The following is a 22906-nucleotide window of genomic DNA, read 5'->3' on the forward strand; positions in this document are numbered from 1 at the left end:
TTGTGTTTACTAAAAATAAAAAACATTCAATATATTGATAATTAAGTGATTTTTATTTGTGGTATGATATTTGCTTTACGTTGGTTATATGATATTTAGATTTAATGATAGCGACATCATTAATCATGATTAAACAAAAGGACATATCCATGAAAAAATTATTACTAGCTTCTTTGATCACTAGTGCTTCATTTGCTGCTTCTGCTGATGTAGTTACATTTAACGATTCATCTTTTAACGGAACTCCAGGTTCTGAAATCGTTTTTGATTTTATTGATTTTGATGCTGATTTAGCTGATGTAACACAAACTGATACAGACCATAGTGGTGATATTACAGGTACTGAAGCTTTCTCTGAGTTCGGTTCTACTGATATCGTAAACTTTAAACTTGGTGGTACACTTTTAGGTGTTGATGCTGCATATGAAGTATTTTACAACTATGCATTTTCAGGAACAGTAACAAACAATGGAACGGGTACATTAGATATCACATTCAATGCTGGTGCTTCTGGTTTATATGTTGATACAACGAATGTTGGTAACGGCATGTTTGACGGCGGAACAGAAATCGCTTCATTTGGTTTAAACACTGGCGGCTGTTCTATTAATATAACCCCAGGTGCATTACAAAACAAAGGTTTTTGTGGTATTGATTTAAGCCTTAACTTTGCTGCAGGTTACTTCTTTAACGCTAATGGTGATGATTTATCAACAACTTCAGGTGCTAAATCAGCTACTTTAATCGTAACTGTACAAGATATACTTGGTTTAAGCCCTACTTACCCAGCAATAGGTGGTACTCAAAACTTCCAAATTTCACATGACGGTAACATGACGTTAAGTGTACCAGAGCCAGCTTCAGTAGCTATCTTAGGTTTAGGTTTATTAGGTTTTGCTGGCGCACGTCGTCGTAAAGCATAATTAATCAGCTTATAAGTTAATAAAAAGCCGAACACAGTTCGGCTTTTTTGTGTCTGCTAAATAATTATGTGATTATGGCCTTATAAAAAGCGTATTAGTTGACTTATTTGTTTTTCTCTCATAATTACATATTTTTAATTCTGTTTATATTGAAATGAAATCTCATGTCTTAGAAACTTACTCAAAATAACCGAAAAAACACTATACACGCTCTAGGTTATTCCTGATTTTATTTAAGGCCGCTCCTTTTTAATTATAAAATTCAAGGCATAAAAAAGGCCAGTAACAAAAATTACTGACCTTATATTAAAAACCTTACTCTATTTAGCTAGAAGCTTTAGTTGAATAATTAACGAATGATCAGGTCATCTAATGGTTTTCTAATTGAGCGAGACTTAGGAGCCGTAGAACGTCCTAATCGAGCAAGAAATACGGTATTGTTAGCTTGTTCAAAAATAGACTCAAATAAGGCTTTCCCTTTGTTTGCATTATTAATAACGTTAATGTCTTCGGTAAATCTGATTTCATTATCAATATATCTAGAAAAAATAACAGGGGTTTGTTCTGGTTGAAAACCTAATTGTAATTTTGTAGCGGTGAGCCAAACTCTTTGCAGTATTCGGCCTACAGTAATGTATTCTTCGATAGTTTTTGGTGCTTTTTCTGCAATAATAGCAAAATGTGCTGAGCTTTTAAGGCTAGGAATAAAGTCTAACTGAAGTCGAGGTAATAAAGTACCGGCTAAATAAGTATTAGCAAACTTAACTCTTCCCCAGCTTTTAAATAACCACTGCATCATTCTGGCTGTTAGCCAGTCTACACCAAGAGCCTGTTCAGGTATTTTTGTTTCGCTGTACTGTTTATTCCAATCAATTATTTCTTTGTGTACCTTGTATGCTTCGTACATGGTTAATCGAGTTTTTGCATTACAAAAATTAAGCTTAGCGATGGCAAGTTTATCTTCTTTGCTTTCGAACCATTTAATTTTATATCCATCGGGCACTTCTTGTTCTAATTGTGCTTTTTCTGCTGCCGTTAAAGGTTGGGTTCCCATCGGCCGGCGTTGTACTGTGCGGGTTTTTATATACGGCGCTAGTTTACTCACATCAATCGTAGCGTTTTTAATTAAAGATACGTGGAACTTCAATTGAGTATCATCTGCGTAATCAGACTTGATGTCGACAGAAAAACCAAATTGACTCGCGGCAATTTCAATTGTTTCAAGTAGAGCGCCATGAGCCACATGGCTCGAGTGCCCATCTAAATCATAAACTACAGAGTCGCGTGTATCATTAGCTATAACAACAAAAGAGATGTCATTTATAAGCTGAAATTTCCAACATTGGGTGTTATCGCCACTTGGTGCCCACCTTGCTAAATTAATGATTTCTTCAGCGGTGGTTAAGGTTTGAATTGCAGCTTCAGGCGAAGCCATGGGGTTGTCAAGCAATCTTTTCTTTCCTATTTTATAAGCTAGCTTTTGTATGGGATTGTTGTTACCCATAGGTCGCCATGTTTTTTTGTATTGGTTTGTATAAGCATCAAAATGCAAGCCGTAAGGCACGTTTAAAACGTCTCCTCTATTTAAGAATATTTTTGCAACTTGAGCAGCTGTAACTCCAGCTGCAAGCTGACATCCTATAATAGTCGAGGGGCCTTTTTTATTGGCTAAATCTAATTTGGTGGGGTCTACTAAGTAAGCTTGTTGTAAAGCAGCAGGTGTTAATCCAAGAAAAAAACGTAAATATTGTTCATTTTCAGTATAGCCATCCAATTGAAAGTATTCTTCAAACGTCATTTTTCCAGGTAAGAAATTTAAGTATGCGGTTCCCATTCCAATGGGGGCGGCAGTCGTTGCAGGAATGCTTTTTTCTGCGCATAGCTTAAAAATAAGTTTTCTAGCTTCTAGAGCAAAAAAATCTAAAGAATCTACGTAGCAATCTACATCTTCAAGAAATTCGTTAGTATTCTCTGGATTTATTCCTTCTGGCCATAATTTGATTTCAATTTCAGGATTTATAGCTTTCGCCATTGATACCATAATATCAAGTTTCTTTTTATCATAAGAATTAATATTTGCGCCAGCTTGTCGGTTGGTATTTTCACAAGCGAATTCATCAAAATCAGAAAGATGGAATTTGGTTATACCAAGTCTTACAAGTGTTAATACATGAGACCCACCAACGCCTCCCATCCCAGCAATTGCGACGCGTTTAGTTTTTAATATGGCTTGTTCTTCTTCGGTAACCCAGCCAATATTACGAGAAAATGCAAGTTCGTAATTAAAAGAGTGGCTCATGTCTATTATCCTTGTTATTTATCCGTACTATCTGTAAACGGAATAAGGCTCATTTGCTGGGCTAGATCATTATAAATTATCTTATAAAGGGCAAGCAGTTCTTCTGAAAGTTCAGAATTAAACTTATCTTTTTCTAAATAAAACATTGCTCGCAATCCATGATAATCAATTTCATCACCCACTTGTTCAAAAGGCAAACCAAAGCGCTGTAATCTTTTATTTAACCGAGGTTCCATCATAACAAACATACCTCTATGATTACATATGTCAGCTAGCGCAACGGCAGCCAAATATAAGCCCATAGCGATATTTGGAAAATTTCTTCGCTCTTCTTCTGTATATACTGTTTCAGGATTAATATCCTGAAGAACAAAAGGTACGCTTTTCTCTTTAGCTCGACGTCTGAATGTATCGAGAACCGCTAATCTTGATATTTCTCCAAAACTGCCTCGATCGAAAGTAGTAGAATCTAAGATATCGGTTCTAGCACTATGTAAGCAATTAGCTTCGAAAGGGAGTGGGAGGTTTGGATTATTAACTGGCGGGATCACTAACCTTACACAACCCGCATAAGCATTAGTGCGTCGGTGCTCTAATAAGCAGTGATATGAATAATCATCACATTCATCTATTTCTAATTCTAATTCATTTTCAGGTTCCCAGCCTAATTCTCGGCTATAAACGCCGTAACGGATTTTGAAGGCTTCCTGCCTAAGTAGTTTATTATTGGCAAATTTAATTTTAAAAAAGTGATTAAAATTATCAGCAATGGAGTATGAGTTCATAATTTATAGCACTCTACTTAGATATGTATCGAATAGCTGTTTATAAATATAACAGTTTTACACAGATTAATACTAACTTTTTAAATGCAAAGCGTTGTTTTCCATGGAAGTAAAATTATTCTGTATACGTTTTCATTACAACTTTGGTATATCATAATTAATATAGTTTTAATTATGGCTAAAAATACTCATAAAGTAAGGCATAATTAATATTAAAATCTATTTATCTGCTAAGATATTGAAAATTAAAAGGGTCTCTAATGAATTATTTATTTAAATGTATCTCGCTTTTATCTTTCTTTTTACTTCAAACGGCGACGGCTGAATTAGCAGATACACTTGAAAGGGTTAAACCTTCTATTGTGGGAGTTGGTATTTATACGCCGACAGGTAATCCAAAAAATATATTAAAAGGAAGTGGTTTTGCCATTGGGAATGGCCGTTATATTGCTACTAATTACCATGTGGTTTCTGAAGAGTTAGATGAGAGATTATTGCAAGAAATGGCTGTTTTTGTAGGAACAGGCAAAGAAGCTATAGTGCGTAAAGCATCTCTTGTAGCTAAATCTCAAAAACACGACTTAGCCATTCTAAAAATTGAGGGAGCATCATTACCCCCTATATCTTTAGGAGTTGATGAGTATGTAAGAGAAGGTTCTTATGTGGCGTTTACGGGGTTTCCTATTGGCGCGGTTCTCGGTTTATATCCTGTTACACATAGGGGGATTATTGCAGCAATTACTCCAACGATAACTCCTGTGAATGATATAAAGCAATTAAGTATGAGAATGCTTAGGCAGTTACGCGATCCTTTTATGGTTTATCAACTTGATGCAACAGCTTATCCTGGCAACAGTGGTAGTGCTATGTACGATAGAGAAACAGGTGAAGTTGTAGGTATTATTAATAAAGTGTTTATTCAAGAAAGTAAAGAGGCTGTAATTAGTAAACCTAGTGGTATTACCTATGCAATTCCAGTGAAATATCTTCGTCAGTTATTGAAAGAAAATAATATTAAAATTTGAGATTCATAGGTTACAGTATAAAAATTGTATTAAGCTAGTCAGTCAATTGTTTACTTTTTTCGACTTGTTGTATGTTGAATAATTGAGAAATAGCAACTAACTCAATATTTTGTCTGGCTAATTGAGGCAGTAATTTATTTATTGAGTCTATACTTTCTGGGTGAGGATGCGCTATAGCAATGGCTATTCCATGTTTTTTAGCTTGTTTTATAAGTAATGAAAACTGTTTAGCTATGTAATGATATTCAAGGTTATTATCTAAAAAAACATCTCTTTGTAGCGTCGGAATGCCCAACTGTTTAGCGATTGCACCAGCCTTGCTGTTTGAAGAGGTTGCACTGTCGATAAAAATAACATTTTGCTCTTTAATGAACTTCATTACCCATGACATTGGTTGACGTAATGCAGTGAGTAAACTTCCCATGTGATTATTAATACCAATGGCAAAGGGAATTTCTGCGAACGCTTCTTTAAGGCTAGTACGGATCATTGATTCATTCATGTCGTTGGTTAATCCTCCTGGCCCTAAAAGCTTTCCATTTTCAGCCTGCATTGGGATATGCAACATTATTTCATGTTTATTCATGAAGCCTTGTTCAGCCAGCGATTTACCATAGGGGGTATGGGGTAAAATAGAAAATGTAATGTTTGAGGGAAGGTTTAGTATATTCACATCTGTTTTTCTGTAACCGATATCATCAATAATAATAGCAACTTTATCTTTTGCCGCAACAGAGTAACATGAGGTAAGGCTGAGTATTAATAGGATAAATATACGCAAGGTAAAAATCTGAAGTGATAGATAGGATGGGTTAGAATATTAACATTTTACGCATTGTAAATCGAATTGAAATATCATTATTTAATACTTACTTGGAGTTATCTACACCAAAGTTTTGGATTTTTTGCCTGACCCGCATGACGAATTTCAAAATAGAGTCCAGGTTGAGATTGCCCACCACTTTGCCCCACTAATGCAATAGGCTCGCCTTGTTCTACATATTCACCTACTTTTTTTAGTAACGTTTGATTGTAGCCGTATAAGCTCATATAGCCCTTACCATGGTCGATAATTGTGACTAAGCCATAACCTTTTAACCAATCAGAAAATAAAACTTTTCCGTTATATATAGACTTTACTTGTTCACCTAATTTTGCTCTTGTTAACACTCCCTTCCATTTTATGTAGCCATGTTTTTGGGTACCAAAACTATGTGCTATACGGCCTGATACTGGCCATTTTAATTTTCTTTTCAATTTAGCAAGCCCACTTAGGTTTTTACTGGCTTTAGCTAAAAGTTCAAGTTTGTTTAATGTGTCTTTTAAACTTTTTTCTTCTGAAATAAGTTTATCTAGTTGCTGCTGTTTGCTTAATTGCTCTTTTTTAATAAGTGTTAAAGTTTTAGTTCTTTTTTCTTTACTTTCTTCTAGCGATTTTTTGTTGGTAGCTAGTTCGTTAGTTATTTTATCTAATGCTATTGACTGTGTCTTATGTTTCTCTTCTACAACAACGAGTTCATCAATGGTTTTTTTAAAACTTTCAATTTCTTTAATTCGTGCATTATTCACATATTGATAATGAGTAATCGTTCGTTGAATAGTTGCTGGATTCTTTTGATTAAGTAATAATTTTATATAATCGTGATGGCCAGCTGAATAGGCGGCTCTTAGTTGTTTTGCTAGTAGTTTTTCTTGACGTGTTTTGTCGGTTATTAATCTGTTTTTGGTTTGTTCAAGCTCAACTAATTTATTTTGTATAGCTTGCTTATTGTGTGTGTTTTCTTGTATTTCTTGGGTAATTGATGAAATAGCAAGATCGCTATTTTTAAGTTGATTTTCTAATAAAGTTCTTTTTTTGTTAACAGCTTGAAGTGCTGATTTTGTTTGAGAAATTTCAGATTTTACATCCTTTAATTTTTTATTTGTTGATGATTGATTATCAAAGAAGGGATTTGCTAAACACGATAAAGAAAATACACAAAGTAATGCGCATAACCTTATCGTGTTTTTAACAAAATGAAGAAACTTCATTAATAACTAATTAATCTTTTAAATTCATTAAAACAGAACCTGTCATTTCTTCAGGTTGAGGTAACCCCATAAGTTTTAGGATTGTTGGTGAAATATCGCTTAACGTTCCTGTTTTTGCTGGCGTTGCATCTCTACCAACGTAAATTAATGGAACGGGTTCACAGGTATGAGCGGTATGAGCTTGACCAGTTATAGGATCAAGCATTTGTTCAGCGTTACCGTGATCAGCTGTAATTAAACATTCACTACCTGTTGCTCTTATAGCTTCAACAACTCGTTGAATTGCACCATCAACGGCTTCACAAGCTTTAACTGCAGCATCGAAATCACCCGTATGGCCTACCATATCGCCATTAGGGTAATTACAAACAATAAAGTCGTGCTTACCGCTTTCAATAGCACCTACTAGTTCATCTGTTAATAGTTTTGAATTCATTTCTGGTTGTAAGTCGTAAGTAGCCACTGAAGGAGACGGAACTAAAATACGTTCTTCACCAATAAACTCATCTTCTCGACCACCACTAAAGAAGAAAGTAACATGTGCATATTTCTCTGTTTCAGAAATGCGTAATTGCGTTTTATTGTTTTTTTCTAACCATTCACCCATAACATTATGTAAAGCTACTGGTGGAAATGCGCACTCGGCGTCAATATCTTCTGCATATTGAGTTAAGGTTACAAAGCTAGATAACTCTGGTGTTCTGTTTCGAGTAAAACCTTCAAAATTTTTCTCAGTGAAACAACGACTGAATTGTCTTGCTCTATCTGCTCTAAAGTTCATAAAAATAAGCGAGTCGCCATCGTTCACTTTAATAGTATTGCCGTCGGGATCTAAAATAGCGGATGCATCAACAAATTCGTCATTTTCATCTCTTTCGTAAGCGGCATTTAGAGCATCAATAGCGTTGTTGAATTGGTACTCGCCTTGTCCGTCAACTAATAAGTTATAGGCTTTTTCAACACGATCCCAGCGTTGATCTCTGTCCATAGCGTAATAACGGCCAATAATTGAAGCAATTTGACCTGTTGCTTCTGTACCTGAGAATAATTCTTCAAATTTATTTTGTGCTTTAGTTATAGGAGATTCTGCGCTTCTTGGAGGGGTATCTCTTCCATCTAAAAATGCATGTAAGTAAACCTTTTTGGCTCCTTTATTTTTAGCAAGCTCGATCATAGCTAAAATATGTTCGTCATGACTATGTACACCGCCTGGAGAGAGTAGACCAAAAATGTGAACAGCCTTATCTTTTTTTACGGCTTCATCAACAGCAGTTGATAAGGTTGGGTTACTATTAAACTCGTTATCAGCAATTGATTTAGTGATGCGAGTAAAGTCTTGATAAACTACACGGCCAGCGCCTAAATTTACGTGTCCAACTTCAGAGTTGCCCATTTGTCCATCAGGTAAACCTACAGCCATGCCTGATGTTTCAATAAGCATGCTTGGGCAAGTTGTCATTAAATTATCGATGAAAGGTGTTTTAGCATGGTAGATAGCATTAGAATCTTGATTTTCGCGATAGCCCCAACCATCTAAAATAATGAGTACAGTTGATTTTTTATGTGACATGAAGATTTCCTATAGAACTAAGTTTATATATCAATAGCCCAAATATTATAATGGTACGCTACGAAAAGATGAATAGTGCCACATTATACCAAGACGAAGATATAATTTCTTGTGTAGATGACCATGAAATGTTCCTTGTTAACTTTCATCAATGTAGTTTAAATAACTAACAAGTGGATCCTATTCTTTATTGCGGCAACAAGTTATTAGCCTGTATACTATGGGGAAATTTATAGAGAAAATGGTTTTTTATGGAACAACTTATTGCTTTTGCAAGTAATCACGCTTTATTGAGTGGTGCTTGGGGTGGAATTGTACTTTTACTTATATACACAACGATCAAAATTCAATTATCCCCTATAAAGAAAATCAGTACACAAGAACTGACTTTTTTGATGAATAGGGAGGAGGGGGTTGTTGTTGATATTAGGGCAGAAAAAGAATTTAATGCAGGACATATTCTTGACGCAAAGCGTTTAAGTAGCGAAAAAGCGAATAAGAGTGATTTCGCTACCCTTGAAAAATATAAAGATAAACCCATCATTGTAGTATGCGCTGCTGGTTTAACTGCGGTTAAAGTTGCCGATTCCTTGTATAAAGCAGGATTCACTAAAACCAGTTTGCTTAAAGGTGGTATGAATTCATGGCTTAGTGGTGGATTACCTGTTTCAAAATAATCAGTAGAGATATTATGGCTGTTGTAGACATTTATACTAAAGTAACATGCCCTTATTGTATGAGAGCGAAAGCGCTTCTATCACAAAAAGGTGTAACATTTAACGAAATTAAAATTGATGGTAATAATGACCTTAGAACTAAGATGATTGATCGTAGTGATGGCGCTTATACTGTTCCTCAAATCTTTTTTGATGATAATCACATTGGTGGTTGCGATGATTTATATGCATTGCACAACAGTGGCCAATTAGATGAGTTATTAAAGTAACCCCCGTATTATGTAAACTATCGACTATCGTGTTTTCATATCCAAATAAAATAAATTAGGTGCTGTTTTAGTGCCATTAAAATAGGAAGTATTTATTATGTCTGATGACATTCAAAGCAACGAAGCAGCAACATCTGAATCAGCACCTCAGTTTGCAATTCAACGTGTTTATACAAAAGATGTTTCATTTGAAACGCCTAACTCTCCAGCTATTTTTCAACAAGATTGGAAGCCTGAAGTAAAGTTAGATATTGATACTCGTTCAGATAAATTAGCTGAAGATACATACGAAGTTGTATTATCATTAACTGTTACTGCAATAGTTAATGAAAAAACAGCTTTCTTAGCGGAAGTACAACAAGCGGGTATTTTTACTATTGGTAATTTACCTGAAGCTCAATTGGCTCATGCAATTGGTGCTTTTTGCCCTACAACATTATTTCCATATGCACGTGAAACTGTTGCAAATCTTGTAAGTCGTGGTTCTTTTCCTCAACTAAACTTAGCTCCTGTTAACTTTGAAGCGTTATTTGCTTCTTATGTTCAACAAAAAGCTCAAGAAACTGCAGGAGCAGAAAGCGCTCCTTCAGGAATTGAGACACACTAGTTTTAATGTCATCTCTCAATAAAAGCATCTCAGTTATAGGAGCAGGCTCTTACGGCACTGCTCTTGCTGTTTCACTAGCACGTAATGGGCATCAAACCACTTTATGGGCTCGTGATCATGCACATATAATTGAAATGAAGAGAACAAGGGAGAATCATAAATACCTCCCGGATTGTTTTTTTCCTGAGTCTTTAATTTTAGAGAGCGATTTAGAGAAAACCGTTCGTTCAAGTGCAAATATCCTTATTGTTGTTCCAAGTCATGCATTTGCTGATACATTGAAACAAATAAAACCTTACCTTGATAAATTTTCTCGTGTAGCTTGGGCTACAAAAGGTTTAGAGCCAGATACAGGACGTCTTCTACAAGATGTAGCTCGTGAAGTATTAGGTGATAAAATCTCTTTAGCTGTTTTATCTGGGCCAACTTTTGCCAGAGAAATGGCTATGGGATTACCAACAGCAATTTCAGTTTCTTCAACAGACGACGAGTTTGTTAAAGACATTTCTAACTTACTTCACTGTGAAAAAACATTCCGCGTATACAGTAATAATGACTTTATTGGTGTTCAACTGGGTGGAGCAGTAAAAAATGTTATTGCTATTGGCGCAGGTATGGCTGATGGCATAGGTTTTGGAGCTAATGCTCGAACTGCACTCATCACTCGTGGGTTAGTTGAAATGACTCGGCTTGGCACAGCGCTTGGTGCTGAAGCTAATACTTTTATGGGAATGGCAGGTTTAGGTGACTTAGTATTGACCTGTACTGATGATCAATCAAGAAACCGACGTTTTGGTTTAGCCCTTGGTAGAGGCATTGATACTGAGCAGGCGATGAAAGATATTGGCCAAGTGGTTGAAGGTTATAGAAATACTCATGAAGTATATATGTTGGCGAAACGAATGAATGTTGAAATGCCAATCGTAGAGCAAGTTTATCAAGTACTATACTGTGATAAACCTGCAAAAATAGCCGCTGCTGATTTACTTTCGCGAGAGCGCACTTATGAATAATTGTATATGAGAGATTTATACAGCATTTGGAAAGCCTAGTTGTCTCCAAGCATCATATACAATTACCGCGGTTGCGTTTGATAAGTTCATACTTCTACTACCTTCTAGCATAGGTATGCGTATCTTATTTTGATCAGGTATTTGCTGTCTTACCTCTTCGGGTAATCCGCTAGTTTCAGAGCCAAAAAGCAAATAATCTCCTTTCGTAAACTTTACATCACCATAATAGTTATCTGTTTTAGTGGTTATTGCTAATATTCGTTTGGGGTTTTCTGTCGCTAAAAAGTCTTCAAAACTTGCGTGCCGTTTAGTTGCTGCAAACTCATGATAATCTAAACCTGCACGCCTTAGTTTTTTATCATCAAAATCAAACCCTAAAGGCTCAATTAAATGTAATCGAAAACCTGAGTTTGCACATAAGCGGATAATATTCCCAGTATTCGGTGGGATTTGTGGTTGAAAAAGTACAACGTCTAACATGCTAAAGCTCTTTATTTTGTCTAATATATTAATTATACGCATCTTACTCGTATTGCTAAAAGATATTTAACTTTAGTCGCATATATTAATTTATAATTAGGCTATTGGGCCAAGAAGTAGGGACTTATTTTGGATACAGTAACTCACGATAAAAAGTATAATGCTTTAGTGAAAATTGCAGCATACAGTGCAACAAGTGCCGCTTTGCTGCTGGTGATTATAAAGTTGTATGCTTGGTTTATTACCGATGCAAGCTCTATGTTGGCATCAACAACCGACTCTTTACTCGATCTTTTTGCGTCACTGATGAATGTGGTTATTTTGCGTTATGCGCTTGCTCCTGCAGATAATGAGCATAGATTTGGGCATGGAAAAGCAGAAAGTTTAGCAGGGTTAGTCCAATCAGCTTTTGTTATGGGGTCTGCTTTACTGCTTGTCTTTCATGGTGTAGGACGAATGATCACACCACAAGCCATAATTCGTTCCGATGTAGGTATAGGAGTTACTATTGCAGCCATCATTGTAACTTTGTGCTTAGTTGTTATTCAAAAATTTGTAATTAATAAAACTCAATCGGTTGCTATAAGTGCCGATGCTCTTCATTACCAATCAGATTTAATCCTTAATATTGGTGTGTTATTAGCCTTATTTTTGAGCCAAAGTATATGGAAGAATGCAGATGGTTTTTTTACCATTTTAGTTGGGTTGTTTTTATTATGGGGGGCTGGGAAAATAGTGTGGTTAAGTGTATATCACTTAATGGATCACGAGCTTACAGCAGATGAACAAAATATTATTACGAATATTGTTGTTAATCATAAAAAAACGTATGGTTTGCATGACCTAAGAACTCGACAAGCCGGGCCTGTAAAGTTTATTCAATTTCATTTAGAGCTAGATGATAACTTATCTTTATTTGAAGCTCATGCTATAGGAGAGTTAATAGAAAAAGAAATAGAGGAAGAATTATCACCGTGTGAAGTCTTTATTCATCATGATCCTAAATCAGTCGTTTAAGACTCGAAAAACTGTAGTGTTTTTGTGATGACTTGAGTTCTTATCTCATCTGTTTCAAATAATAGCTCATGCCAAGCGCCTTCAATAACTATAGGTGTTTTGGCGCTTAATTGAGGAGCGAGCTGATTTAATTCATCGCAAAATAAATTTTGCTTTTTATTATCTACAATATTGTCATTACCTGCCTGAAATACACATAAAGGTGTATGGATTTTATCTAAATTTGAGAAAATATTATGCTCTGCTTTCAGTGCTTCACTGAGCCAATGTATAGTGACACCACCGAGTTGAATACTTGTTTCTTCTTCATATAAATTAATGGTCTTCTGATAACGTTTTTTGCAATGAGTAAGTTGGTTATCATAAAAAGGTTTAGCTTTATACCTTGATAAACCTATAAAAAACCAAGGTTCATTTGAGAATATGTGGTTAATGACTCTACCTATATTTACGATAAAGCTCGCAAGAAAGTGAGGTAGAATACCCGTATTTATAGCTATCATTGGGGACAGTAAAACTGCTTTTTTAACCACTTGAGGAAAAAGTTGAAACATTCTTAATGATATTGCGCAGCCCATTGAATGAGCTAATAAATAAGGGGCTGAATCCACAGATGCGGGATTTACAATGGTGGTTATAAATTGATATAAATCGTGGGCATAATCATCAAAATCTTCAATATAACCTTTATGAGTATTGATGAGCATACGCTCTGATAGACCTTGTCCCCTATGATCTAAAATAAAAACACTATAACCCTGTTGGTAAAGTTCAAAAATGGTTTCTTTATACTTCAAATAACTCTCTGAACGACCAGAAGCAATTACAATTACAGGCGCTCCTATCTTGTTAAAGAAATGAGCATAATGAAGAGTGAGATTATTTTTCCCTATAAAAGATTGAAACTCTCCTTGAGACCAAAAGGCTTCTTGTTCATGTGCAGAGGTATCATTTTTGTGCAACTTATTCTTAGAGGATGTCATTTATACCATTAATCCTTTATATATTAAGTGGTCAAGTAATATAGTAACGAATGCATTTATATCACAAAGTTGAGTTCGCACTTAAATTTCACTTTTTTCAGGATTGTATTCTAATACATTCAGTAAAACATTATTAAAGGCGTTGGACAACAGATTGGGAGTTGATTCTATGATGTATTGATTATTTTCTACAATTATCATTTACCATTCTTTAGATGTTCTAAGTTAGGCATTTCAGTTAGGTTTATCTTTATTCTGATAGAGGAAGAGAGGTTACTAAAAAAGCAATGAATGATAATAATTAAGAGCAATTTTTTATTTAAACTATTAGATATCTATTTGTGTAAGCTGAAAGAAAAAATTTTAGACATTTTACTATTAATTGCTTCACCATTATTTTGTGCTGGCTTAAAGCGCCACTTTTCAATGGCTGAACGCACTGATGTCTTAAAGTAATTTATTTTATGTTTTACAGATGGAAAAATAATATCTGTTACATTACCTTTTTTATCTATTGTGAAGTCCACTTTAACTTCTAGTTCAATACCTTTACGCTTAGCTGTATAGGGGTATTTAGGGGGGACAGAATATATTAGCTCTGCTTCGGAAGATAGTTTAGTACTCTTTGTATAGAGGTTTGATGCACTATTTATATCTACTTTTCTAGCAGGTAATCTAGGTTCTTTATGGCTAGGTTCTTTCGCAAATTCTATTAATTGTTCAGAATAAGAGTTTTTGGTTAGTGATGTATTTTTGCTTGAATCTGTATTATCAAAAGCTATTTCGGAAATAGATTTCTTACTGGTATTGGTATATTTACCAATAGTAGATGTTTCTATTTTTGCTAATTTATCCTCAATTTCATCAGCAGGCGATTGAGTTGTTATTTCTGATTCCTGTTTATTATTTGAAATGGTTATGTTTTTTTTAGCCTTTGGTTGAATTTTCTTTTTTTGTTCAATAATTATATTATTAATTTCTTCAACATGTTCAGTGATCTGCTGTGGTGGAACTATTTTCTTGTGTTTTATAATGTGATTTTGTTCATTTGGAATAGAAATAGGGAGCCTTGTATTAAATAGTTCTTTTGTATCTAATACTTCAGTTTTATTCGTATAACTAGGTGAATTAAGCTCTATTTCAAATTGTGTAATAAGTTGCTGTGATGAAATAAAAAGTATGACCGACAATATAGTTAAAGATGCAAACCACTTACTTGCTTGATTACTTGAAGCGCAATGATGCTCGTTGACTAACCGTAGTACTCTTTGCGTAAGATCTCCACCAGAAGCAGCCATTGCCATATTGGGTATAGAATGATGTCGGTGTTTATTACACAGAGAGGCTGTATCAGCAAGAGTGTGGGCATATGCTATTGGGTTACCACAATGCCTAACAGCAATATCATCACTACAATATTCTCTTTCATTGCGCATTTGGTTTGAAACCCATAATACACAAGGATGGAAAAACAAAATAATTTCTACGATAGATTGAATAAAGTTCACAAAATAATCATATCTACGAATATGTGCTAATTCATGTAGCATTAACATATCTAATTGGGTAGGTGTAAGTCCGGTTAACATGCTTACAGGTATTAATACGATAGGTTTTATCCAGCCTATTGCCATAGGTACCGAAGTATTTAACGAGATCATTAAAGAGGGGGCTTTTTTTATACCTATTTGTTGAGATAGATTCTGAAAGCGAGTAAATAAATCTTCATCAGGTATTAAGGTATCTTGTTTAGGTAATTGATTTACAGAGTATAACTCGAATATCAACTTTAGAGATAAAACCGATATAACAGATAGCCAAGTAACGGTTAAGTAAGGTAAATAGTCTACAGCATTGGAATACCACTCACTTTCTGATGATATTATTTGAGTAAACTCGAAGCCAGTTATAGGGTTTTGTGATAAGTTTTGAGTTAACTGTAGATAATCAGGTTTAAAAATAATAAAGAAAGTCATCAGAGGCAATAGCAGGTTTAATATCATTGCTGCTGACGAAAAGGCGTACCTCAATTGTGACTTTTGATTTGGAGTAAAAACTAATGCGGTTTTTAAGGCAAGTGCAACGAGTACTCCTTGCCATAAAAAATGGATAAGAGTAAGTGCTATGCTATATATCAGTGGGCTGTTTAAAAAGCTTTCCTGCATTACACTTCCGTTAAATTGATTATTGTTCTTCTAATTTATTAAGTAATTTCCGAATATCAGCGATTTCTTCACTACTTGTTGAATCATCTAAAGCTCGCATAACAAGTTTAGATGTAGAGCCTCCAAATGCTTTAGAGACTAAATCTTTTAATAAAGATGATTGCGTTTGCATTTCACTATTTGCAGCAGCATATACATGTGCTCTATTACTTTCATCACGAATAACCAACGCTTTTTCATGCATAATTTGTAATATTTTTAAAACAGTTGTATACCCAGTGTTTTGAGTGCTGCTGAGGTGATCATGAATCTGTCTTACTGTTGCTGGCCCTAATTGCCATAAAATATTTAAAAGTGTTAGTTCTGCTTCAGTAGGCTTGAGACCAGACTTACTACGACTCATTGAATTTCCTCGAAATTTAAAATAGATACTAAGTTTTACAGTAAACTCATATCCTCTAATCCTATCTCTTGTTGCTAAAATGAGCAACAAAAAAGTATTAAACAATATTATTGCTTATGGTAATTAAGTAGCATTTTTGTTGTTTATTGCTATTTATTTACGCAATTCTTTATTTACGATGTGATTATTTATATACATTTTTACATATAAGTTAACTACAAATGTCCGCGTAATGTTCGCCCAGTCGCGTTACGGTTTCTGGTCCTGCTGATTTATTGAACTCAATCATATTAGGAGAAAAGGTTGAAACGACGGTAGAGCCAAGTTTAAACCGACCCATTTCATCGCCTTTTTTTAGGTGAATGGCGTCAACGCCTGCTGCAGGATAATTCCAAGTAAATACATCTTTACCTGCCGGAGGAGTTATAGTTCCTGCCCATATTGTTTCTATACTAGCAACAATGGTAGCGCCGACTAATACCATGGCAAGTGAGCCATGTTCAGTATCAAAAATAGTGACTACTCTTTCATTTCTAGCAAATAAGTCAGGTACGTTTTGAGCCGTAAGAGGGTTTACCGAAAACAAATCGCCAGGCACATATATCATTTTTCTTAATGTTGCTGCCATTGGCATATGAATACGGTGATAATCTTTAGGCGCCAAATAAATGCATGAAAACTTACCGTTCTCGAAAGGTTTAGCATCATTTACATCACCACCTAATAAACTCGTTAAACTATAATTAAAGCCTTTTGCTTGTATTAGCTGACCTTGTTCAATATCACCTTGTTGGCTTATTGCACCATCTACAGGATAACAAAGGGTGTTGCTGTTGTTATCAATATCACGAGCACCGTCTTCCAATTCACGAGTGAAAAAATCATTAAAGGTTTCAAAGTCTTCTGCATTTTTTAATTTAGCTTCGCTCATGTTAATGTCGTAAGCTTTTATAAACCATTTAATGGCTTTAGTGGTTAACCAACCCGCTTTTGCGGCTGCGAATTTTCCAACTAAACGCGAAATAGCATGCTTAGGCATTATGTATTGAAGTGCTATTTTTATTCTATCAATGATCACAGGTTTTCCTTTCAATATAGTATTTTTTTTACTCAATCGTTAAAACGAGAAGTTAGTGTGTTTTCGTCTAAACTGGCGAGTATTCTTTGAAAACTCGTCAATCTTTTTTTATGTATTTTTTGTTGTTCGGTCGCTTCAATCAGAGCACAGCCAGGATCGTTTTGATGTTTGCAATCTCTAAATTTACAAGTGCCAATGTAATCTGAAAACTCTATAAAACCAGAGCAAACTTGTTCAGGTGTTAAATGCCATAAGCCAAACTCTCTTATACCTGGAGAGTCAATAAGATCACCGCCATTATTAAAATGAAATAATCGGGCAACAGTTGTCGTATGCTGTCCTAATCCTGAGTTTTCAGAAACTTGTTTAGTTATTAATCCCAGCTCAGGCATTAAGCTATTGGTTAATGTCGACTTTCCTACGCCAGATTGTCCCACAAAAATACTAATGTTCTGATTGAGCTGCGCTTTTAAGGTATCTATACCTTCTTGTGTTTCATTACTTACGTAAAGTATTTGATACCCAATATCTTTATAGATGCTTAATTGTTTCTCAATGATGGTGCGGTTTGTATCATCAAATAAATCTGTTTTATTTAATACAATAATAGGTGTAATACCGGTTTGTTCGGCAGCCACTAAATATCGATCAATAATATCAGGATTAAATGCGGGTAAAACAGAAGACACAATAAGAATTTGAGTAATGTTAGCGGCAATGGGTTTTACACCGTCATATACATCAGGGCGGCTTAGTATAGAGGTTCGTTCATGCACAGCTTCAATAACGCCAGTAATGCTATGTTTTGTTTCTTTGCCTAAACGCCATAACACTTTATCACCACAGACTAAAGATTTAACACTTCGACGAATATTACAACGATGGCAATTTTGTTGTTCATCCTCTACATCGGCATGCTGACCAAATCGGCTGATAACAGTACCGGTTTGTGGTTCACCTAACTCATCATCTAGCCATTGTACGCTATCCGTTTTTTTACTGAGTTTTTTATCCTGATTCGCATTAATGCGTCTAACCTGACCTTTAGTCAGTTTTCTACGTTTAGTCACGAGAAGTAATCATATTTTATTGCTTATTATTCGCTTAAAGGGTTTTAAACATTATTTGTTCTCACGTATTATACTTAAAAATAGTAATTCATCTAACCCTTGTCTGATCATTAATAAATAATAAGTGAATTAGCATGGAACAAGGAAACATTTATGGCGCGTAATGATACAAATTTAATTTGGCTTGATCTCGAAATGACAGGCCTAGAACCCGAAACGGATGTGATTTTGGAAATAGCGAGTATCGTTACTGACAGTCAACTTAATATTTTGGCTGAAGGTCCTGTGTTTGCCATTCATCAGTCTAATGAAACCTTAGATAATATGAATCCATGGTGTATTGAACATCATGGACAATCAGGTTTAACAAAACGCTGTAAAGAAAGCACAACGGATATCGTGACTGCCACAGAAGAAACCCTTAAATTTGTTGAACAATATGTACCAAAAGGCAAATCACCTATGTGTGGTAACAGTATTGGGCAAGATCGTCGTTTTATTAATAAATACATGCCTGATTTCGAAGACTATTTTCATTATAGAAACTTAGATGTAAGTACAGTGAAAGAGCTTGCAAGACGTTGGAAGCCAGAAGTGCTAGATAAAGTAGTGAAAACTGGAGCACATTTAGCAATGGATGATATTCGTGAATCCATTGCAGAACTTAAAGTTTATCAAGAACATTTTTTTAAGTTGTAAGGTTTTTAATTACTCATTTCACTTTGTTTTTAAAAAAAAGGCTGTAATGCAATTACTTCAATGAGGTTACAGCCTTCCTATCATATTAATAAACATTGATTCTTATCTGTATTTAAATAAACTATGGCTCACAATAAATGAATTCAGAAGCGTATTTTATCTGTACGCATGAACAGAGAACTATATATTCATGAGTTTCAAGTCACATATACCTTTTCATCGTCAAATATCAGGGTCTTTAGTTTTTCTATTTTCATCTATTTTGTTAGTTGTGGGAATTATTTCGTTTTTGTTTTATCAACGTAATATTCAAGTGAATGACTTAGTAACAACACAAATACCTACACTAGAGTTTGCCTACCAATACGAACAATTATTGTCATTTAATCATGAATATCTTGTCACTTTACAAAGCAGCAAAACAGCAAATGAATTAAGTCGTTCGTTAAATATGATCGAAAAAAATATAGCTGATATATCAAAGTTGCCTTTTATTAATGTAAGGCAATCAGGGCTTTTGGCTACGGAAATTAGTGGAATAAAGGATATTGTTGATCGGATAAAAAATAATGAACCTAGAAATGATACTTTAAAGCAAACCTCCATTGCTCAACTACGTTTACTGATCAATACGCTTGTTGAAGAAATAGAAAAGAAAAACCAAGAGCAAATAGTATTTCATCACAAAGTTACCATTAATGGTGAAAATGGTTATATACCTGCAGGTAATGCCATTAAATATATTGAAGTTACTAGAATATTAGGTCAGTTAAATAAATCACTGTTATTATTTGATGAAGCCACTTTAGGGTTTGAATCGTTGAGTATTCATGATTCAGTAGATAGTTTTGATGAAATTACTAAAAAGATAGATTTAGCCATAAGTACTTGGTTAAGTGTATTAACCAGTGAGCCGCTAGATATAGAAATAAGAAGTAAAATTGAAGATCTACAAACATTATTTAATGTAGAGCAAAGAGTATTAGCTAAATGGTATAGCCATTTAAGGTTAGCAGAGGAAGTTTTTAATAGAATTAAAAAAGTTAATCAAACGCTCAATACGCTTTATGGCGAAAATAATAAACGCATAAACTTCACGTCTTCTCATTATATTGTTCCTCCTTTTATCACTCAAGTGTTAGAAAAAACGCCTTACACACTTTCAGAAAAATACTATTATTATGGTTTGATAGCTGGCGTTGCAGTTAGTTTGTTACTGATTTTAAGTATATTGTTGAGACTTAAAAGTAGAATCAAACAATATGGCGAAAATACCGTTAATTTATGTGAAAATTTATTAGCGGGAGAAGATAAAAAACAAGAGCAAAGTGATTACGTTAAAACTGCAGAACATCTTCGTATTGTTGGCTTGATTCACCAAATTCAAAAGCCAGAGCATAGTGAAAATCAGTATCAGTCATTAGTTCATTCTCACAAAGATGAATTAACGTTTATTCATAAAAATCATAGTGTCGCTCTTTGGCAATATCACCCATTTACGTCTTATATTGAAGTCAATGAAGCTATTTTAAGTTTAACTGGTTTTTCAAACAGTGACATAAGTCATTGGCGTAAGTTAATAACAACTCAATCGTTATCAGAAGTAATAACAGCAGCAAAAAGTGTTCGTGACTCTCAAATAACTCAAACTTGTCAAATCAAAACTAAAAGCAATATTCAATTAGACATTTGTATTGGTTTTGATGGCACTCGTTGGTTTGGCACATTAAGTCGAGATGAAAAAACAGAGCAATTTAAAAATACGATTTTGTTGCTTAAAAACAAATTAAAAAAGACAGAAGATCATTCAATTGATGAGTTATCAGCAACAACTGATAAATTTAGTAAAATGGTAGTAAGGGCAATGCTACAAAGCCAAGGTAGCTCTGTCGATATGAATAGTAGTTCGTTACCTGTTTACCGACAACTAACGCGTATCTTCGATTGGTGCCGCCAAAGTAATATTGTGATGAAATTACAAAAGAGCCCTCGTAACTTACAAAATATAGATATTAGTTTTAAAGATGAATTACACGCGATTATTTTTAACGCTATGTCAGAAGCTCACTTGCAACGAAATCAAATATACCTTCAAACAGATAGATTACTTCTCAATTTTGCCAGTGTAGAACATCGTTTATTCCATCGTATGCTGTTAGGTATCATCAGGGTAACTTTAGCTGAATTATTCAATGCTAAAATGCTAGTAGATTTAAAAGTAATTGATCGCGATACTGGCTCTCAAACGGTTCGATTTACATTAACAGTGTCGCCGGCTAAAAAATTAAAAAAACTTCCTGATTTGGTTAGTCGATTAGTGAACGAGGAAGTAAAGTCGACACCTACTTCAGATATTGTTTTTTATATTAAAACCTTAATGCAACGTTTTAATATCAATCAAGTAGAGAGTGAATTGCAAGACGATGGTTTTAAAGTGATGTTTGCTATGTCACTTGTTGAGCAAGAAATTCATTTATCAGACAAAACGATTAAAGCTAAAAGCTTGAAGCAAGTATCTATTGTTTCTGTGAGTGCTTATCCATTTTTACAAAAAGTGGTTAGCCATGCAATTCATGCTGCTGACGGCACTGTATCTACTGTAAATAGCATTGATGATTTCACTAAAGAGTATAGTGTTAAAACCCTTACCAATAAGCCTGTCGATTTGATCATTTTAGGTGACGATATTTCACGGGTTAACCTTGAAGATATTAAGAGTCATGTTGATAATCTGCCTGAAAATAAGAAACCTAAATTGTTTGTTATGCAGTCACCCGTAAATAGCGCTTATCATAAAGAGGGTTTGTACAATCAGGCTTCTATGCCTTTATGTCAAAACAGCTTTCAAGTAAAAATACTTGAACTTTTAGCAAGTGACTCAGTTGATAACAGACTCGTTGAGGCTGAAGTATTAAGCGAACATCAATATCAATCAACAAGAGTGGAAGTGTTATTGGCTGTTTCTGTACCCGAGGAACATCAATTATTGATCCGATTACTTCAATGGTTAGGTTTACAAGTACATGTTGTGTCTCAACCTATTGCTATGATTAAACACTGGCAGTCTGGTAGGTACTTAATACTCATGTCTGAGTTTAATCAATCTCCTTTTGTTATGTTATCAACAGGGCAGAATATTCTACGGGGTGTTTTTACATTTAAAGATATTTTATTTGATACGCCAGCAGGCAATCTTTCGAAGGCAATTAAACATTGGAAAGTATCAACCCTGCCACATGTATTAGATATAAAAGCGCTTATTCTTCTTCTTTCTCCATGGCTTAAAGCAAAAGCTATTCATATTGGTTCTAAAGAGAAGGCAGTTACTACTGTTAATATGGATCAATCATTTGACGCTTTTTTAAATGAAACAGATAAACTCGACAGCTCAGATAAAACATACCTTAATTATTCTCAGGCTTCTATTGCCGATGAAACTGATTTACCATCTAGCCATGTTTTAGATATGGAAAAATATGCTTTCAATCAAGGCTCTTCAGAGCTTGCCGCATATATGATTGATGAATATATTGATGATCTAGATAAATCGATAAGGTTTCTTGAACAAGCTATAGGAAAGCATGATTTTGCTAACACTGCTCAACCTATTCAAATTATATTAAAAGTATCTGAAGTGATGGCCGCCAAAGATATTCACACAGCATGTCTATCATTAAAAGAAATGCTAAATGATACTTCAGATAAAGCCAATATGGAAAAATATAGGGAAGCCATTACTAAGTTACGTTCACACTTGAAATCCCTTAAAGCCTATACTGATGCGATATAATGATTTTAATACAATATTTCAG

The 22906-nt window shown here is 34.6% G+C and carries 20 protein-coding genes; 9 read left to right on the plus strand and 11 right to left on the minus strand.

Annotation, left to right across the window (positions count from 1 at the left end; translation table 11 throughout):
• The first annotated feature begins 149 nt into the window (after nt 1-149).
• Nucleotides 150-923, plus strand: a complete 774-nt coding sequence (gene pepA, locus ACM9HF_RS15400; protein ID WP_473610809.1) for a flocculation-associated PEP-CTERM protein PepA — start codon at nt 150-152, stop codon at nt 921-923.
• A 349-nt stretch (nt 924-1272) separates the two neighbouring features.
• Here the strand turns inward: pepA and ACM9HF_RS15405 are convergent, their stop codons facing one another.
• Nucleotides 1273-3222 carry a ThiF family adenylyltransferase gene (locus ACM9HF_RS15405; RefSeq protein WP_473610813.1) on the minus strand — a complete coding sequence of 650 codons (1950 nt, stop codon included), beginning with the start codon at nt 3220-3222 and terminating at the stop codon, nt 1273-1275.
• A 14-nt stretch (nt 3223-3236) separates the two neighbouring features.
• A complete protein-coding gene (locus ACM9HF_RS15410; protein WP_473610816.1) occupies nt 3237-4007 on the minus strand; it encodes a PEP-CTERM/exosortase system-associated acyltransferase in 771 nt (256 codons plus the stop codon).
• Between the two features lie 260 nt (nt 4008-4267).
• Between ACM9HF_RS15410 and ACM9HF_RS15415 the strand changes: the two genes are divergently transcribed.
• Complete coding sequence (locus tag ACM9HF_RS15415; protein WP_473610821.1) at nt 4268-5032, plus strand: S1 family peptidase; 765 nt, start codon at nt 4268-4270, stop codon at nt 5030-5032.
• 34 nt (nt 5033-5066) lie between these two features.
• Here the strand turns inward: ACM9HF_RS15415 and ACM9HF_RS15420 are convergent, their stop codons facing one another.
• The 3 genes from ACM9HF_RS15420 to gpmI all read right to left on the minus strand — a co-directional run bounded on the left by ACM9HF_RS15420 (nt 5067) and on the right by gpmI (nt 8633).
• Nucleotides 5067-5813 (minus strand): divergent polysaccharide deacetylase family protein, encoded by a 747-nt coding sequence (locus tag ACM9HF_RS15420; protein ID WP_473610825.1) that lies wholly within the window; start codon nt 5811-5813, stop codon nt 5067-5069.
• Nucleotides 5814-5911: 98 nt separating this feature from the next.
• Nucleotides 5912-7063 (minus strand): murein hydrolase activator EnvC family protein, encoded by a 1152-nt coding sequence (locus ACM9HF_RS15425; RefSeq protein ID WP_473610829.1) that lies wholly within the window; start codon nt 7061-7063, stop codon nt 5912-5914.
• A gap of 10 nt (nt 7064-7073) precedes the next feature.
• Nucleotides 7074-8633, minus strand: a complete 1560-nt coding sequence (gene gpmI / locus ACM9HF_RS15430) for a 2,3-bisphosphoglycerate-independent phosphoglycerate mutase (protein WP_473610833.1) — start codon at nt 8631-8633, stop codon at nt 7074-7076.
• Nucleotides 8634-8884: 251 nt separating this feature from the next.
• On the opposite strand from gpmI, the gene ACM9HF_RS15435 reads away from it, so the two are divergent.
• The 4 genes from ACM9HF_RS15435 to gpsA all read left to right on the plus strand — a co-directional run bounded on the left by ACM9HF_RS15435 (nt 8885) and on the right by gpsA (nt 11199).
• Nucleotides 8885-9310 carry a rhodanese-like domain-containing protein gene (locus ACM9HF_RS15435; protein WP_473610835.1) on the plus strand — a complete coding sequence of 142 codons (426 nt, stop codon included), beginning with the start codon at nt 8885-8887 and terminating at the stop codon, nt 9308-9310.
• A 14-nt stretch (nt 9311-9324) separates the two neighbouring features.
• Complete coding sequence (gene grxC / locus ACM9HF_RS15440; protein WP_473610838.1) at nt 9325-9579, plus strand: glutaredoxin 3; 255 nt, start codon at nt 9325-9327, stop codon at nt 9577-9579.
• 97 nt (nt 9580-9676) lie between these two features.
• On the plus strand, nt 9677-10186 hold the full coding sequence (gene secB / locus ACM9HF_RS15445) for a protein-export chaperone SecB (protein ID WP_473610842.1): 510 nt from the start codon (nt 9677-9679) through the stop codon (nt 10184-10186).
• Nucleotides 10187-10191: 5 nt separating this feature from the next.
• A complete protein-coding gene (gene gpsA, locus ACM9HF_RS15450) occupies nt 10192-11199 on the plus strand; it encodes an NAD(P)H-dependent glycerol-3-phosphate dehydrogenase (RefSeq protein ID WP_473610846.1) in 1008 nt (335 codons plus the stop codon).
• 15 nt (nt 11200-11214) lie between these two features.
• Here gpsA and trmL read toward each other — a convergent pair whose 3' ends face one another.
• Nucleotides 11215-11679, minus strand: coding sequence for a tRNA (uridine(34)/cytosine(34)/5-carboxymethylaminomethyluridine(34)-2'-O)-methyltransferase TrmL (gene trmL, locus ACM9HF_RS15455; protein ID WP_473610850.1), 465 nt, complete (start codon nt 11677-11679; stop codon nt 11215-11217).
• 129 nt (nt 11680-11808) lie between these two features.
• Here trmL and ACM9HF_RS15460 point away from each other — a divergent pair, with 129 nt between their 5' ends.
• Nucleotides 11809-12696 carry a cation diffusion facilitator family transporter gene (locus ACM9HF_RS15460; protein ID WP_473610854.1) on the plus strand — a complete coding sequence of 296 codons (888 nt, stop codon included), beginning with the start codon at nt 11809-11811 and terminating at the stop codon, nt 12694-12696.
• Here ACM9HF_RS15460 and ACM9HF_RS15465 read toward each other — a convergent pair.
• The 5 genes from ACM9HF_RS15465 to rsgA all read right to left on the minus strand — a co-directional run bounded on the left by ACM9HF_RS15465 (nt 12693) and on the right by rsgA (nt 18395).
• A complete protein-coding gene (locus tag ACM9HF_RS15465; protein ID WP_473610857.1) occupies nt 12693-13679 on the minus strand; it encodes an alpha/beta fold hydrolase in 987 nt (328 codons plus the stop codon). The genes ACM9HF_RS15460 and ACM9HF_RS15465 overlap by 4 nt on opposite strands.
• Nucleotides 13680-14014: 335 nt before the next feature.
• On the minus strand, nt 14015-15844 hold the full coding sequence (locus tag ACM9HF_RS15470; RefSeq protein ID WP_473610861.1) for a M56 family metallopeptidase: 1830 nt from the start codon (nt 15842-15844) through the stop codon (nt 14015-14017).
• A 19-nt stretch (nt 15845-15863) separates the two neighbouring features.
• Nucleotides 15864-16247 (minus strand): BlaI/MecI/CopY family transcriptional regulator, encoded by a 384-nt coding sequence (locus tag ACM9HF_RS15475; RefSeq protein ID WP_473610865.1) that lies wholly within the window; start codon nt 16245-16247, stop codon nt 15864-15866.
• A 211-nt stretch (nt 16248-16458) separates the two neighbouring features.
• A complete protein-coding gene (asd, locus tag ACM9HF_RS15480; RefSeq protein ID WP_498811130.1) occupies nt 16459-17325 on the minus strand; it encodes an archaetidylserine decarboxylase in 867 nt (288 codons plus the stop codon).
• Between the two features lie 32 nt (nt 17326-17357).
• Nucleotides 17358-18395: a small ribosomal subunit biogenesis GTPase RsgA gene (gene rsgA / locus ACM9HF_RS15485; RefSeq protein ID WP_473610869.1), complete on the minus strand. Its 1038-nt coding sequence runs from the start codon at nt 18393-18395 to the stop codon at nt 17358-17360.
• Nucleotides 18396-18548: 153 nt separating this feature from the next.
• On the opposite strand from rsgA, the gene orn reads away from it, so the two are divergent.
• Together orn and ACM9HF_RS15495 are read left to right on the plus strand one after the other, a co-directional pair.
• The gene (gene orn, locus ACM9HF_RS15490; protein ID WP_473610873.1) at nt 18549-19094 is read left to right on the plus strand and encodes an oligoribonuclease; all 546 of its coding nucleotides are present in this window, start codon (nt 18549-18551) and stop codon (nt 19092-19094) included.
• A gap of 190 nt (nt 19095-19284) precedes the next feature.
• Complete coding sequence (locus ACM9HF_RS15495; protein WP_473610877.1) at nt 19285-22884, plus strand: hypothetical protein; 3600 nt, start codon at nt 19285-19287, stop codon at nt 22882-22884.
• The last annotated feature ends 22 nt before the right edge of the window (nt 22885-22906 follow it).

It is taken from the genome of Colwellia sp. RE-S-Sl-9 (assembly GCF_048296855.1).
Taxonomy (GTDB): domain Bacteria; phylum Pseudomonadota; class Gammaproteobacteria; order Enterobacterales; family Alteromonadaceae; genus Pseudocolwellia.